This window comes from Planotetraspora kaengkrachanensis (assembly GCF_016862895.1).
Taxonomy (GTDB): domain Bacteria; phylum Actinomycetota; class Actinomycetes; order Streptosporangiales; family Streptosporangiaceae; genus Planotetraspora; species Planotetraspora kaengkrachanensis.
In genome coordinates, this window is the sequence record NZ_BONV01000006.1 from 97678 (window position 1) to 111015 (window position 13338).

The 13338-nt window shown below is 69.7% G+C and carries 11 protein-coding genes; 8 read left to right on the forward strand and 3 right to left on the reverse strand.

Going from position 1 to position 13338, the window contains the following annotated elements; translation table 11 throughout:
* Positions 1-5: 5 nt before the first annotated feature.
* Positions 6-1346: a 6-phospho-beta-glucosidase gene (locus tag Pka01_RS10265; RefSeq protein ID WP_203882425.1), complete on the reverse strand. Its 1341-nt coding sequence runs from the start codon at positions 1344-1346 to the stop codon at positions 6-8.
* Positions 1343-2095, reverse strand: a complete 753-nt coding sequence (locus tag Pka01_RS10270; RefSeq protein ID WP_203882426.1) for a DeoR/GlpR family DNA-binding transcription regulator — start codon at positions 2093-2095, stop codon at positions 1343-1345. Before Pka01_RS10270 ends, Pka01_RS10265 begins: the two co-directional genes overlap by 4 nt.
* A 165-nt stretch (positions 2096-2260) precedes the next feature.
* On the opposite strand from Pka01_RS10270, the gene Pka01_RS10275 reads away from it, so the two are divergent.
* From Pka01_RS10275 to Pka01_RS10305, 7 genes are read left to right on the forward strand one after another with little or no spacing between them, the layout of a single operon-like run.
* Positions 2261-3208 (forward strand): carbohydrate kinase family protein, encoded by a 948-nt coding sequence (locus tag Pka01_RS10275; RefSeq protein WP_203882427.1) that lies wholly within the window; start codon positions 2261-2263, stop codon positions 3206-3208.
* Position 3209: 1 nt separating this feature from the next.
* Positions 3210-4481 (forward strand): ABC transporter substrate-binding protein, encoded by a 1272-nt coding sequence (locus tag Pka01_RS10280; RefSeq protein ID WP_203882428.1) that lies wholly within the window; start codon positions 3210-3212, stop codon positions 4479-4481.
* Position 4482: 1 nt separating this feature from the next.
* Positions 4483-5454 carry a carbohydrate ABC transporter permease gene (locus Pka01_RS10285; RefSeq protein ID WP_203882429.1) on the forward strand — a complete coding sequence of 324 codons (972 nt, stop codon included), beginning with the start codon at positions 4483-4485 and terminating at the stop codon, positions 5452-5454.
* Entirely contained in the window at positions 5454-6281 is an 828-nt protein-coding gene (locus Pka01_RS10290; protein WP_203882430.1) for a carbohydrate ABC transporter permease, read from the forward strand. The genes Pka01_RS10285 and Pka01_RS10290 overlap by 1 nt, the downstream gene beginning before the upstream one ends.
* Positions 6274-9282 carry a glycoside hydrolase family 2 TIM barrel-domain containing protein gene (locus tag Pka01_RS10295; RefSeq protein ID WP_203882431.1) on the forward strand — a complete coding sequence of 1003 codons (3009 nt, stop codon included), beginning with the start codon at positions 6274-6276 and terminating at the stop codon, positions 9280-9282. The genes Pka01_RS10290 and Pka01_RS10295 overlap by 8 nt, the downstream gene beginning before the upstream one ends.
* Positions 9283-9296: 14 nt before the next feature.
* The gene (locus tag Pka01_RS10300; RefSeq protein WP_239114873.1) at positions 9297-10169 is read left to right on the forward strand and encodes a sugar phosphate isomerase/epimerase family protein; all 873 of its coding nucleotides are present in this window, start codon (positions 9297-9299) and stop codon (positions 10167-10169) included.
* Complete coding sequence (locus tag Pka01_RS10305; protein ID WP_203882433.1) at positions 10166-11260, forward strand: Gfo/Idh/MocA family protein; 1095 nt, start codon at positions 10166-10168, stop codon at positions 11258-11260. Before Pka01_RS10300 ends, Pka01_RS10305 begins: the two co-directional genes overlap by 4 nt.
* 584 nt (positions 11261-11844) lie before the next feature.
* Here Pka01_RS10305 and Pka01_RS10310 read toward each other — a convergent pair.
* Positions 11845-12723, reverse strand: coding sequence for an alpha/beta fold hydrolase (locus Pka01_RS10310; protein ID WP_203882434.1), 879 nt, complete (start codon positions 12721-12723; stop codon positions 11845-11847).
* Positions 12724-12805: 82 nt separating this feature from the next.
* Here Pka01_RS10310 and Pka01_RS10315 point away from each other — a divergent pair, with 82 nt between their 5' ends.
* Positions 12806-13327, forward strand: a complete 522-nt coding sequence (locus Pka01_RS10315) for a CGNR zinc finger domain-containing protein (protein WP_203882435.1) — start codon at positions 12806-12808, stop codon at positions 13325-13327.
* The last annotated feature ends 11 nt before the right edge of the window (positions 13328-13338 follow it).

Sequence of the window (13338 nt, forward strand, 5' to 3'; positions counted from 1 at the left end):
GGTGTTCAGTTCCTTCCGCGAAGGTAGCCGAGCTGAGGGAGCTCCTGTTCGTAACGTTCCAGGAGCCGCCCGGCAAGTTTGACGGAGTCGACGAGCGGGTGAACGGCCAGGGCGCGCACAGCGGACTGGCGGGAGCCGGTGGTGGCCGCCTCGATGACCGCGCGCTCGACCGCCTTGACGCTACTGACCAGGCCCTGGGCGTGGTCGGGGAGCGGGTCGACGGCCACCGGCCTGGCTCCGTTGGCGTCCACGAGGCAGGGCACCTCGACCACGGCGTCGCCGTCCAGGGCGCCGAGGGAGCCGCGGTTGCGGACGTTGAGGATGAGCGTCGTGCGCTCGTCGAGCGCGATCGCCCGCATGAGCGCGAGGGCGACCTGCTCGTAACCGCCGGACTCCAGGTCGCAGGACTCGCGTTCCCCGGCGCCGACGGCCTCGCGGTTCTCGGCCATGTACGTGGTCTCGCGCTCCAGCCGCGTGGTCTCCCACAGGCCCAGCGCGGAGCCGGTCGTCTCGCTGTAGAAACGCCGCTGCTGGTCGATGAGCAGCGCGCCGCGCGTCTGCCTGGCCGCTCGCGCCGCCGTCACGGCCTCGCGGTTGAAGTAGTAGTAGTGCAGGTACTCGTTGGGGATGGCGCCGATCGTGCGCAGCCACTCGGCGCCGAAAAGCTTGCCCTCCTCGAAGGAGGTCAGGGCGTCGTCGTCCTGGAGCAGGCCGGGGAGCAGGTCGCGGCCCTCGACGCGTACGGCGCGCAGCCAGCCCAGGTGGTTGAGGCCCGCGTAGTCGAGCCAGACGGCGGCCGGGTCCACCCCGAGCGCGGACGCGACGCGGCGGCCCAGGCCGACCGGCGAGTCGCAGATGCCGATGACGCGGTCGCCCAGGTGACGGGACATCGCCTCGGTTACCGTGCCGGCCGGGTTGGTGAAGTTGATGACCCAGGCGTCGGGGGCGACCGCGGCGACCCTGCGGGCGATGTGGTCGGTCACGGGGAGCGTGCGCAGGCCGTAGACGATGCCGCCGGCCCCCACCGTCTCCTGGCCGAGCACGCCCTCCTCCAGAGCGATCCGCTCGTCCACGGCACGGCCCTCGAGCCCGCCGACGCGGATCGCGGAGAAGACGAAGTCGGCTCCGGTCAGGGCCTCGTCGAGGTCGGTGGTGACGTGCACCTCCGGGGCGTCGGCGACGCCCTCCGCCTGCTCGGCGAGCACCCTGCCTATCGTCGCGATCCTGGAGGCGTCCAGGTCGTACAGGGTCACATGGGTGACCCTGCCCTTCCCCCTGTCCGCCAGGAGCGCCCGGTAGACGAGCGGGACCCGGAAGCCCCCGCCACCGAGAATGGTCAGCCTCATACCTCGATCACCTCTACCCCCGCTTCGCGCAACGCGGCGCCGGTCACCGGCTCCACGGGCGCGTTCGTCACCACGATGTCCAGATCACCTGGCTCACAGACCTTGGCCATGCCCGTACCGGGGAACTTGCCGACGTCGGCGACCAGGACCACCTGGTCACTCGCGGCGATCATGGCCCTTTTGACCGGGACCTCCACCACGGTGGTGTCCATGACGTGCCCACCGGGACGGACCCCGCTGGTGCCCAGGATCAGCCGATCGGCGTGGACCTGCCGCAGGTTGTCCTCGGTCAGGAAGCCGACCAGCGACCGATAGTCCCGCCGCAGCATCCCGCCCAGAAGCATGACCTGGACGTCCTCCTCGTCGTGGAGCTCGTCCAGTACGGCGAGGCTGCTCGTGATGACCGTCAGCGAGCGGCCCTTGAGCTGCCGGGCCACCCGGTGCGCGGTCGTGCCTATGTCGAGCAGCACGGTCTCGCCGTCCTTGACGAGCTCCGCGCAGCGCCGTGCGATCGCGTCCTTCTCCGCCGACCTGACCTCCGCGACGTCCACGAACGGGTCGTCCCTGTCGTCGATCGGCATCGCGCCGCCGTGCACCCGCCTGAGCAGCCCCTCCTCGCCGAGCTGCACGAGGTCGCGCCGGATGGTCGCGTGACTCGCGTCCAGCCGTTCCGCGAGCAGCTCGACCGTGGCCGGGCCATCGGATCGGAGGATGCGCAATATCAACTCGTGCCGTCGGTCCCTGAGCATGTCAGCGACCTTAGCGTGCAAAGTCGCTCACATCCATAGGTCAATCTGAGCAATTTCAGTCAGACTCTTGCTAAAGGAGTGCTCATGGGTGCACGATCCTGCGTACTCGGTTGGCTCGATCCAGCCCAAATCAGTTCATTATTCTCACAAGGTGGGTAATGCCGCATGACCGCAGACGTGGACGTGTTCCTGTCTGGGCTGCTCTTCTACGACCTGGTGTTCACCGGTCTTGAAGGTGCGCCCAAGCTGGGCACCGAGACGTGGACCACGGGCATGGCGTCGGGGCCCGGCGGCATCGCCAACTTCGCCGTCACGCTCGGACGGCTCGGGTTGCGCACGTCCCTGGCGGCCGCGTTCGGAGACGACTCCTACGGCCGCTACTGCTGGGACACCCTCGAGTCCGAGGGCGTCGACCTGTCGCCGTCGCGCCGCCTGACCGGCTGGAGCACACCGGTGACCGTCTCGCTGGCCTACGAGGGGGACCGGGCGCTGGTCACCCATGGCGCGGAACCTCCGGCAGGCCCCGACGGGCAGTTGGGCGAGCCGCCCGCGGCACGCGCGTCGATCGTCCATCTCGGCACGGGACCCGCCCGCGGAAGCGGCCTGATCTTCGCCGACCTGGGCTGGGACCCCTCGCAGGAGTGGTCGCCGGAGATGCTGGATCAGCTCGCCGGATGCCACGCCTTCATGCCCAACGCGTACGAGGCGATGAGCTACACCCGGACCGACACGCCCGAGGCCGCGCTGGCGAAGCTGGCCGACCTGGTTCCGCTGGCGGTCGTCACCTGCGGAGTCGACGGCGTGATGGCCGTCGACGCCACCACAGGGGAGTCCGCCCGGGTCCCGGGCCTCACCGTGGCCGCGATCGATCCGACCGGCGCCGGCGACGTGTTCGGTGCGAGCCTCGTCGCCGCGACGCTCGCCGGCTGGCCGCTCGCCGACCGCCTGCGGTTCGCCAACCTGTCCGCCGCGCTGTCCGTGCAGGGCATCGGCGGATCGCTGGCGGCTCCCGGCTGGTCCGGAATCGCTCGCTGGTGGCACGACGTCACCGATCCGGAGCTGCGTCGTGCGTACACATTTCTTTCCGATGTCATCCCTGATGAAAGGCCCTGATATGGAACTCTCCCGGAGAAGGCTTCTTCAGGTCGCGCTTCTTTCCGCCGGTTCGGCCGCGCTGGCCGCGTGCGGTTCCGGCTCCGGTTCGGGGTCGGACGCCAAGGAATTGACGCTCTGGTACTGGGGCGGCGGTCTCAGCGACAAGGTCGTCGCGGACGCGGTGAAGCACTTCACGCAGACGACGTTGAAGCCCTCGGTCATCGGCGGCGACTTCAAGCAGAAGCTGGTGACCACGCTGACCGGCCGCCGGTTCGTGCCGGACATCACCGGCGTCAAGGGCGAGGACATCGCGTCCCTGCTGGTCCAGGCCGACCGGTTCATCGACCTCAACACGCTGGGCGCGGACAAGCTCGCGTCCCAGTTCGTCGACTGGAAGTGGAAGCAGGGCTCGACCAAGGACGGCAAGCTCATCGGCTTCCCGATCGACATCGGCCCCACCGCGATGTACTACCGCCCGGCCGACTTCGAGAAGGCGGGCCTGCCCTCGAAGCCCGAGGACGTGGCCGCGGCCATGTCCACCTGGGACGACTACTACGCGGCCGGCGTGACGATGAAGCAGGCGAACACCGGCGCCAGCATGGTCATGGACATCCCCACGATCTTCCAGATGGTCATCGGCCAGGGGACCAAGCGCTTCATCGACGAGAACGGCAAGTTCATCGGCGACCAGGATCACGTCCGCAACGCCTGGGACGTGGCGATCAAGCCCATCCAGCTCGGCATCGCCGCCCCGCAGGCCGGCGAGTCCGACCAGTTCACGGCAGCCAGCAGGGGCAAGTCGCCGTCCCTGTTCGGTGCCGCGTGGCGCGGGCAGGACCTCAAGAACGCCCTCCCCGACGACACGGGCAACTGGCGGGTGGCGGCCATGCCCGGCGGCCCCTCCAACTACGGCGGTTCGTTCCTGGCCCTGCCCAAGGAGTGCCGCAACCCCCAGCTGGCCTTCCAGATCGTCACGTGGCTCCTCAGCCCGGAGAACCAGGCCCGCGGCTTCACCGACGCGGCGCTCTTCCCCTCCAGCCCGGCCGCCTACACGCTGCCCGCGCTGACCGCTCCCGACCCGTACTTCGGCGGGCAGAAGACCGTCGAGGTCTTCGGAGAGGCCGCGCAGAAGATTCCGGTCAGCTACGAGGCGCCGGCCGACGCCGCGGTGTCCGCGCCGTACTTCGACGAGGTGCTCAGCGTCTGGGCCAAGGGCAAGAACCCCGACACCGCCTGGGCCGACGCGGTGAGCAAGGCCAAGGAGATCGCCGAGCGTCAGGGTGTGAACTGACGTGACGGACACCCGCACGACGCCTCCCCGCGAGGCTCCCCCCGGGCCGCGCCCCGCGGCGGGGCGCCGGCGGGGGGCGCTGAGGACCTACTGGCCGCACTACCTGGCCATCTCGCCGTTCTACCTGCTGTTCCTTGTGTTCGGCCTGGTGCCGGTGCTCTTCTCGCTGTACCTCGCGTTCCAGCACTGGGACGGCATCGGCGACATGCAGTTCGTGGGACTGCGCAACTTCCAGTTCCTCATGAAGGACTCCACGTTCTGGCTGTCGCTCTACAACACCTTCGTGATCTGGATCATGTCCACGGTCCCGATGTTGTTCCTGGCACTGGTGGTCGCGGTCCTGCTCAACTCCAGCGTCCGCTTCACCTCGTTCTATCGGATCGCGTACTTCATCCCGAACGTCACCTCGCTCGTGGCCATCGCCATCGTCTTCGGCGCGGTCTTCAGCACCAACCAGGGCCTGATCAACGCGATCCTGGGCTGGCTGCACATCGGCGCGGTGCCGTGGCTGAGCAACGAGTGGACGATCAAGGTCGTCATCGCCTCCCTCATCACCTGGCAGTGGACGGGCTACAACGCGATCCTCTACCTGGCCGGCCTGCAGGCGATCCCGACGGAGATGTACGAGGCCGCCAAGATCGACGGAGCGGGGCCGGTCCAGACGTTCTTCCGGATCACGATCCCGCAGCTGCGGCCGATCATCCTGTTCACCGTCGTCGTCTCGACGATCAACGGGATGCAGACCTTCACCGAGCCGCAGGTCCTGTTCGGCGGCAACGCCTCCATCAACCCCAACTCGGGCGGGCCGGGCCAGGCGGGCCTCACCGCGATCCTGTACTTCTACCGCGAGGCCTTCAGCAACAACGACTACGGATACGGCGCCGCCATCGCCTGGGCCGTCTTCGTGGTGATCCTGCTGTTCACGGCCATCAACTGGCGCCTCGTGCAGCGCCGCGAGAAGGGGTCGGCGTAGTGACCGCGACACGGCTGAAGAAGCTCGCCCTGCACCTGGCGATGCTCGTGGGCGTCCTCATCTCCCTGTTCCCGTTCTACTGGACCGCCGTCATGGCGACCAACACGACGCGGGACATGTACCGGACGCCGCCGAAGCTCGTCTTCGGGCCCGAACTGTTCTCCAACATCGCCCGGGTCTTCGAGAACATCGACTTCATGGGCTCGCTGCTCAACACGGTCATCGTGGCGTGCTGCACGACCGTGCTGGTCCTGTTCTTCGACTCGCTCGCGGCCTTCACCTTCGCGAAGTACCAGTTCCCCGGGAGCCGGGCACTGTTCGGCGTCCTGCTGCTCACGTTCATGCTCCCGGCGCAACTGTCGCTCATCCCGCAGTTCGTCGTCATGGTGAACATCGGCTGGGTGGGCACCATCAAGGCGCTCATCATCCCGGCCTCGGCCAACGCCTTCGGCATCTTCTGGATGCGCCAGTACATCAAGGGCGCTGTGCCGGACGAGCTGATCGCCGCCGCGCGGCTCGACGGCGCCGGGTTCTTCCGGCAGTACTGGAACGTCGCGCTACCGGTGATCCGCCCCGGCCTGGCGTTTCTGGGCATCTTCACCTTCATCGGCGCATGGAACGACTACGCGTGGCCGCTGATCGTCTTGACCGACCCGTCCAACGTGACCCTCCAGGTGGCGTTGTCGCAGCTCAACACGTCGCACAACACGGACTTCAGCATGGTCATGGCCGGTGCGCTCCTCGCCATCGCGCCGCTCGTCGTGGTGTTCGCCGTGTTCGCCCGCAGCTTCGTCGCCGACGCCATGAAGGGGGCGCTGCGTGGCTGACACACCCGCCTGGTCCTCCCCGGAGATCAGCGGATGGCGCCGCCTGCCCGCGCACGCCGTACCCCGCCGGGGGATCGCGCTGGACGGCCGGTGGCGCTTCCAGCTCCTGCCGCATCCGGACGCGGACCTGTCCGCCCGGTGGACGGAGATCGAGGTCCCCGGCTGCTGGACGATGCAGGACTTCGACGACATTCACGGTGTGGGAGACCTGCCGCAGTACACCAACTTCGACATGCCCTGGCCGGACCTTCCGCCGCGCCCCCCGTCGGCCAACCCGACGGGCGTCTACGAGCGGGAGGTCGACGTGCCCGCGGAATGGGCGGGCCGTCGCGTCGTCCTGCACGTCGGCGCGGCGGAGAGCGTCCTGATCGCCAGGGTGAACGGGATCGACGTCGGCATGGGGAAGGACTCTCACCTCGCTGGGGAGTTCGACGTGACCGGCGCCGTGCGGCCCGGCGAGTCCAACACCATCGGGCTCACGGTGGTCAAGTGGTCCGACGCCACCTTCGTCGAGGACCAGGACCAGTGGTGGCACGGCGGCGTGACCCGCCCCGTGCACCTCTACGCCACCGACCCGCTGCACCTCGACGACGTCCACATCAGGGCGGGCCTCGCCGACGGAGGGGCCGGCGACCTGGCGGTGGAGGTCAGGGTCAGATCGGCTGACGGCCTGCTGCCGGAAGGCTGGCGCGTGTCCGCCTGGCTGGACGGCCCCGAGGCCGAGGTCGAACTGCCGGTCGACGAGGAGTTCGCGGCGCTGCTCGCCGAGCGGGAGCAGGTCTCCCGCTGGCTGGGCCGGATCCGGCTGCGCGCGACCGTGCCCGCCGTACGGGCGTGGAGCGCGGAGACGCCGGAGCTGTACGGCCTCACCGTGCGCCTGTTCCGCCCCGACGGCACCGTCGCCGACGAGTCGCGGCACCGGGTCGGGTTCAGGACGGTCGAGATCGTGGGCACGGACCTGCTGGTCAACGGTGTCCGCGTCTACATCAGAGGGGTCAACAGGCACGACTTCCACCCGCGGACCGGCCGGGTGGTCTCGGCCGAGGACATGCGCGCCGACCTCGTGACCATCAAGAGGTTCGGCTTCAACGCCGTGCGCACCGCGCACTATCCGAACGACCCCGTCCTGCTCGACCTCGCCGACGAGCTGGGCCTCTACGTCGTGGACGAGGCCAACGTCGAGAGCCACGCCTACGCCACCGAACTCGCCGACGACCCGTCCTACCTTCCCGCGTTCCTGGAGCGGGTGTCGCGGATGGTGCGCAGGGACAAGAACCACCCCTCCGTCATCATCTGGTCGCTCGGCAACGAGAGCGACTACGGCGTCAACCACGACGCGGCGGCCGGCTGGCTGCGCGGCTACGACCCGACGCGCCCGCTGCAGTACGAGGGCGCCGTCAGGTACGACTACGAGCACGGCAAGACGGCGAGCGACATCGCCTGCCCGATGTACGCCTCCATCGACGACATCGTCGGGTACGCCCGCTCGGGCAGGCAGACCCGGCCGCTCATCCTGTGCGAGTACTCGCACGCCATGGGCAACAGCAACGGCTCGCTGTCGGACTACTGGGCGGCCATCGAGTCCACCCCCGGTCTGCAGGGCGGCTTCATCTGGGAGTTCTGGGACCACGGCCTGCTGCAGCGCGTCGCCGACGGCCGTCCCGCGGCCGACGGCGCCTACGCGGACGGGGTGACCGGGCCCGGCTACCGCTGGGCGTACGGCGGCGACTTCGGGGACCAGCCCAACGACGGCAACTTCTGCCTCGACGGAGTGGTCTTCCCCGACCGCACGCCGAAACCGGTCATGTTCGAGCACCGCGAGCTCGCCGCCCCCGTGCGGATCGAACTCGCGGAGGACGCAGGCCCGGAAGGCCGGGTACGGGTGCTGGTGCACAACCGCCAGCACTTCCGCGACCTCTCCTGGCTGACCGCCGAATGGGAGCTGACGGAGGCCGGTCGCACAGCGGGGGCTGCCGACCGGCCCCGGGCCGTACCGGCCTGGTTGCCGCCGGTCCCGCCGGGCGGTTCCGGTGAGGTCGAGGTGCCGTCCGAGCTGCTCGCCGAGATGTCGGGGCTCGGGCTCGGAGAGGTGTGGCTGACCCTGCGCGTGACCACCCGGGACGACCTGCCCTGGGCGCCCGCGGGAACCACGGTGTGCCTGCCGCAGGTACGGCTGCGCGACGAGAGCCGCGACCTGACCACCCGTGCGGGCGACCCGGCCACCGGCGCGGGCTCCGCTCCGATCGAGGTCGACGAGGAGGGACTGCTCATCCATCCCCTGCTGACGAGCCCGCCCGTGCTCAGCCTCTGGCGTGCGCCGACCGACAACGACCGCATAGGCGGGCTCGCCGCCCGCTGGGAGGAGCAGGGCCTGCACGAGCTGAAACGCGAGCTCGTCGAGGTCGTACGGCAGAGCGGCCGGGTCGTCGTCCGCGCCCGCTACACGGCGGCGGGCGGCGTGTCGATCGCGCACGAGCAGGTCCTCACGCCGGCGGCCGGCGGAGTCCTGATCGAGGAGACCGCCGTGCTGCCCGACACGCTGACCGACGTGGCCCGCGTCGGCACGGTGTGGGAGACGGCGGCCGGTTTCGACGACGTCGAGTGGTTCGGCCAGGGGCCCTGGGAGACCTATCCCGACCGGTGTGCGGGCGGCCCGATCGGCGCGTACCGTGCGAGGGTGGACCGGCTCTTCACGCCGTACGCCCGGCCGCAGGAGAGCGGCGGCAGGCACGCGGTGCGCCGGTTCGCGTTGAGCGGCGGCACGGCACGGCTGGCCGTACGTCTCGACGAGCCGCGCCAGGTGAGCGTCACCCGCCACCGGGACGGCGACCTCGCGGCGGCGCTCCACCATGACGAACTCGTCCCCCTCAGCGGATGCGTCGTGCACATCGACGCCGCCCACCGGGGCCTGGGTACGGCCTCCTGTGGGCCCGACGCCCTGGCGCCCTATCTCGTCGGTCCCGGCACCCATTCCTGGTCCTGGGTCCTGTCCTTCACGTGATGCGGAGGAGTCTCTTGGAAGTCACGACGACGCGGGTGGCGAGCGCCCCCGTGAACTTCGGGATCTACCGGCACGACACCGACCTGATCGGCGCCGGCGAGCTGCTCGCCGGAATGGCCGAGGCAGGCTACGACGGGGTCGACTCCGGCCCGATCGGTTACCTGCAGGCGGGCGACCTCGCGAAGGCGGGGCTCGGGCTGGCGGGCGGCTGGGTCGACCTGAGGTACGGCGACGCCGCCGGGTTCGACGCCGACCTCGCCGGCCTGCGCGCGGCGCTCGACGTCTTCACGAGCGTCCCCGTGGACGACCCCCGGTTCGCCCCACGGCCGACCCTGGCCTGCCCGAGCAACGTGGAGAGGTTCGCGCGGCCCGGCGGCGGGGCCCCCGGGATCCCCGACGAGGCCTGGCCGGGCTTCGCCGCCCGCGTGCAGGCCGCGGCCGACGTGTGCCGCGAGGCCGGGCTCGAGCCGACCTTCCACTACCACCTCGGCACCGACGTGGAGACTCCGGAGGACGTCGAAAGGCTCCTCGAGCTCACCGACGTCGGGATCTGCCTCGACACCGGCCACCTCTGGCTCGCGGGCGGCGACCCCGTCGCCGCGCTCAGGGCCTGGTCGGGGCGGGTCACGCAGGTCCACGTGAAGGACGCCGACCGCGCGGTCCTGGCTCGGGGCGGCGACCTGACCACGGCGGTGGCGAACGGCTGCTTCCCCGCGCTGGGACAGGGCGAGGTGGACATCGCGGGTTTCGCCGACGTGCTCCGCGAGGTCGGCTACCAGGGCTGGATCGTGATCGAGCAGGACGCGCCCGCGACCGGCCAGGATCTCGGCGCGATCCTCGCCGACCAGCGGGCCAACCGGGAGTTCTTGAGGAGCGTGGGCCTGTGAGGCTCAAGGTTGCGGTGGCCGGGCTCGGCGTCATCGCGCAGACGGTGCACCTGCCCCTGCTGGAGCGGCGCGGCGACCTGTTCGAGGTGGTCGCCCTGTGCGACCTGTCGGCCTCGCTGACCGCACGCCTGGCCGACCGGTACGGCGCGGCAAGGCGCTACACCGACGTGACGGAGATGCTCGACGCGGGCGGATTCGACGCCGTGCTGGTGCTGACGTCGGGCTCGCACGGACGGGTCGTCGTCGACGCGCTCCGCAGGGGCTACGCCGTACTGTGCGAGAAGCCTCTCGCCTACACCCGCGCCGAGGCGGCCGAGATCGCGGCGATCGAGGATCCCGATCGGCCCCGGCTGATGGTCGGATACATGAAGCAGTACGACCCCGCCGTCCAGCGGGTGGCCGGACGGCAGGTCGACCTGCGCGCCGTCCAGGTGACCGTCCTGCACCCGAGCGACCAGGCGCAGCTCGCGTTCGCCCGGCTCCCCGAGCCGCCCGGCGACGTGCCGGCCGAGGTGATCGACCGGCTGCGCGCGCAGGACGACGAACTGGTCCGCGCCGCCATCGGCGAGGCCACGCCCGAGGCGCGCGGGCTCTACATGACCATCCTCAACAGCATCTGCCACGACCTGTCGCTGCTGCGTCTGCTCGCGGGCGGGCCGGCGGGAGTCGACCACGTCGCGACCTGGCCGGGAGCAGGCGGGCGTTCGGTCGAGATGTCGGGGGAACTGCGTGCCGGCGGGCGTTACGCCGTCCACTGGCACTATCTCGGGGACTACCCCGCCTACCGGGAGACCGTGGCCCTGCACCACGCCACCGGCTCGTTCGAGGTGGTCTTCCCCACGCCGTACCTGCTGGGTGCGGCGACCCGGCTCACCGACGTGAGCGCCGACGGGCAGTTGGAGTTCGGCGACGTCACCCCGTCCTTCGAACGCGAACTGGTGGCCTTCCACGAGATGGTGACCGCAGGGGTGCCGCCTCTCACCGGAGTGCCGGGAGCGTTGGAGGACATCGTGACCGCCCAGCAGGCCGTGACCAGGCTGCTGGCGAACGAAGGCCTCACCCCCACCGGCGAATCCGCCACCTCCATGTGACCACCCACCCCTGCGCGTGATCATGCACAGGTTCGGAGAAAGGCGTCCCGACCTGCCCCACCCTTCAGCGTGATCATGCACCAGTTCGCGGATGCGCGGCCCGACCTGCTACGACCATGAGCGTGATCATGCACGGATTCGTGATCAGCGCCCTTGACCAGCTCGAACTCCAGTCGTGATCATGCACAAGTTCGTGCAGGGCTGCGGCGATCAGGGGAAACCTCACTCGTGATCATGCACGGCTGGCACCTGCTGTCGCCATGTGCTCTCGTCGGCTCCCGACCGTGCGTACACGCCTGCATGATCACGTATGCCGTCGGCGCAGGTCGGGGGTGTTCATCCGAACGTGTGCATGATCACGAAGCGAATCCGCGCTGGTCACGTGCGCGGATCGCGAGGTTGTGCATGATCACGGGATGGGGCCGCGCTGGTCGCGTGCGCCTTTCGCGACGTTGTGCATGATCACGCCCTGGGGCCGTGCTGGTCAGGGGCGCGATTCACGAGGCTGTGCATGATCACGCGCAGGGGTGCATGATCACGCTCATGGGCCCGCGTTGTGTGTGATCACGCGCAGGGGCGTGTGATCACGCTTGGGGGGCGGGGGCGGGGGCGTCGGCTAGGAAGGTTCTGATCAGCGCGGTGACCTCATCAAGGGCGCTTTCGAGGAGGAAGTGACCGCCCTCGAGCAGGTGGATCCGGGCATCGGGCAGATCGTCGGCGAAGGCCCGGGCTCCCGCGGGGCCGAAGATCTCATCTCCCTTCCCCCATACGGCGAGCAGGGGCGTCTGCCGCGCGCGGAGGTATTCGTGCAGGCGCGGGTAGAGCGGGGGGTTGGTCGCGTAGTCGAGGAAAAGGGCCAGCTGGACGCGGTCGTTGCCGGGACGTGAGACCAGGGCGAAGTCGTGATGCCAGGTGTCCGGGCTGACCACGGTCTCGTCCGGCACGCCGGTGAGGTACTGCCACTTGATCGCGTCGAGGGTGAGGGCCTGCCGGATGGCCGTCTCGGTTTCCTGGGTCTGCTCCCGGTGGTAGGCCCAGACGGTCTCCCAGAAGCTCGGGACGAAGCCCGCCTCGTAGCCGTTGCCGTTCTGGGTGATGATCGCCGTGATCGCGTCCGGCCGGTTCAGGGCGAGCCGCCATCCGACGGGTGCGCCGTAGTCCTGTACGTAGACGGCGTAGCGGGTGACCCCCAACTGGCTCAGCAGTCCCTCGGTAAGCCCGGCGAGCGCGTCGAAGGTGTAGTCGAACTCGTCGGCGGACGGCGCGTCGGACAGCCCGAAGCCCAGGTAGTCGGGGGCGATGACGTGGTAGCGGTCCGCCAGGGCCGGGATGAGGTCCCGGAACATGAACGAACTGGTCGGGAAGCCGTGGAGCAGCACGAGCACCGGCGCGTCCGCCGGTCCGGCCTCGCGGTAGAAGAGCCGGTGCCCCTCGACGACGGCGTAACGATGATGAACGTTCATAGCTAACCCCCTTGAGCGGTTTGTACGGTTAGAGCAAACCAAGTGAAGGTGTAACCTGTCAAATAAGGAAGAGAGGTTAGACATGTTCGTGTCGACGACGCGGGCGGACGAAGACGCGCTCGTGGACCTGCTCAACACCACGCCGCTCATCGACGGCGTCGTCCGGGACCGCCTGGGCGACGTCGCGGAGGCCCGCGCGTGGCTCCGGGAACGAGGCGGGAGCGGGTCGCCGGCCGACTGGGACGCCGCGCGGCAGGCGCGTGACGCGATTCAGGCGGTCGTACGCGGTGAGCGGCTGGCGACCGTGCTGACGCCGTTCCTCGAGGGGGTCGCCTACCGTCCGATCGTGTCGGAACACGGGGTGGAGTGGCGTCTCGACGCGCCGGTGGAGCGTGCGTCGGCGGTCAGAGCCGTGCTGTCCTGGAGCGCTCTGGAAAGGGCGAAGCCGGGACGGCTCAGGCCGTGCGCGAACGACGAGTGTCACCTGTTCCTGCTCGACCGCAGCAAGACCAACCAGGCCCGCTGGTGCTCGATGGCCGTGTGCGGGAACAGGATGAAGGCCAGGCGGCACTACCAGCGGGCACGCCAGGCGCAGGACGGCTGAGCCGGAACTCC

Coding starts and splice junctions, on each gene's coding strand:
- Pka01_RS10265 (WP_203882425.1), bottom strand. CDS start 1,346: ATGAGGCTGACCATTCTCGGTGGCGGGGGCTTCCGGGTCCCGCTCGTC.
- Pka01_RS10270 (WP_203882426.1), bottom strand. CDS start 2,095: ATGCTCAGGGACCGACGGCACGAGTTGATATTGCGCATCCTCCGATCC.
- Pka01_RS10275 (WP_203882427.1), top strand. CDS start 2,261: ATGACCGCAGACGTGGACGTGTTCCTGTCTGGGCTGCTCTTCTACGAC.
- Pka01_RS10280 (WP_203882428.1), top strand. CDS start 3,210: ATGGAACTCTCCCGGAGAAGGCTTCTTCAGGTCGCGCTTCTTTCCGCC.
- Pka01_RS10310 (WP_203882434.1), bottom strand. CDS start 12,723: ATGAACGTTCATCATCGTTACGCCGTCGTCGAGGGGCACCGGCTCTTC.
- Pka01_RS10315 (WP_203882435.1), top strand. CDS start 12,806: ATGTTCGTGTCGACGACGCGGGCGGACGAAGACGCGCTCGTGGACCTG.